The sequence below is a fragment of the Agromyces humi genome, assembly GCF_009720255.1.
In the GTDB taxonomy this organism is placed as follows: Bacteria; Actinomycetota; Actinomycetes; order Actinomycetales; family Microbacteriaceae; genus Agromyces; species Agromyces humi.
Genome location: NZ_WJSP02000670.1, coordinates 1 through 1,032 on the forward strand (window position 1 = coordinate 1; position 1,032 = coordinate 1,032).

Genomic DNA, 1,032 nt, shown 5'->3' on the forward strand with positions numbered 1-1,032 from the left:
TGGCCGGCCGCCCCGCGGCGGGCGCGGCGGACACGAACCTCACCGGCCGCCTCGGCGTGCCGACGCTCGACGGCTTCGGACCGCTCGGTGGCGGAGCGCATGCTCGAGACGAGCACGTGCGGCTCGACACGCTCGCCCCGCGCGTCCGGCTGACGGCGGCGGTCATCGCGGCGCTCGCCGCGTCCTGAGCGACGGGTCACCGCAGCGCCTCCCGGTCAGCCGTGGATCTCCAGCCGCGGCCGATCGTCGGCATGCAGCGTGGCGTCGACGCCGAGCGGCAGTGTGTGCGCCTGCGCGCAGTGGCCGAATCCGAGCTCCCAGACGAGCGGCACGCCGAGCGGCGCGAGGAGCTCGACGACGAGGGCGCGCACCGCGTCGAGGTCGCCGCAGTCCTTCCAACTGCCGAGCGCGATGCCGGCGACCCCGTCGAACCAGCCCTCGCGGAGCAGGGCCGTGAGCAGGCCGTCGATCCGGTAGGGCTCCTCGGTGACGTCCTCCAGCAGCACGATCGACCCGGCTCGCGGTGACGACGGCGTCCGGGCCGCGCCCCGCGTCATCCGCAGCAGGCTCAGCGTGCCGCCCACCAGTCGCCCGGCTGCGACGCCCGGCACGAGCGTCTCCGCGTCGGGCGAGGAGAATGCACGACCGGCGACGGGTTCGAACATGGCGCGACGCAGGCCGTCCGTCGCGACCGCATCCTCCAGCAGGGCGTCGGTGCCGAGCATGGGGCCGAACCAGGTGGGCACCCCGAGCACCTCGTTCCAGAGCTCGTGCACGGCCGTCACGTCGGAGCTGCCGAAGAGCGGCTTGGCGGGCGCCCGGCGCAGACGTGCGAGGTCGAGCAGGTCGAGCAGCCGCACCGATCCGTAGCCGCCGCGCAGGCAGCAGACCGCGGCGATGCCGGGGTCGCACCACGCCGCCTCCAGGTCTGCCGCCCGGAGCGCGTCGTCGCCGGCGAGGTAGTCGGCTCGCGGATGCCGCGCGATCGCGCTCGGGTACACGAAGGGGTCGAGCGCCCAAAAGCGCAGCAGG

Annotated in this window: 2 protein-coding genes; one reads left to right on the top strand and one right to left on the bottom strand. The window is 75.0% G+C overall.

Going from position 1 to position 1,032, the window contains the following annotated elements; translation table 11 throughout:
* Window positions 1-188: M20/M25/M40 family metallo-hydrolase (locus tag GH736_RS23395; protein ID WP_159607444.1), on the top strand; the 188-nt coding region annotated here is incomplete at its 5' end.
* A 27-nt stretch (window positions 189-215) separates the two neighbouring features.
* Here GH736_RS23395 and GH736_RS23400 read toward each other — a convergent pair.
* A partial coding sequence (locus GH736_RS23400) for a S66 peptidase family protein (protein WP_159607446.1) occupies window positions 216-1,032 on the bottom strand: 817 nt, incomplete at its 5' end.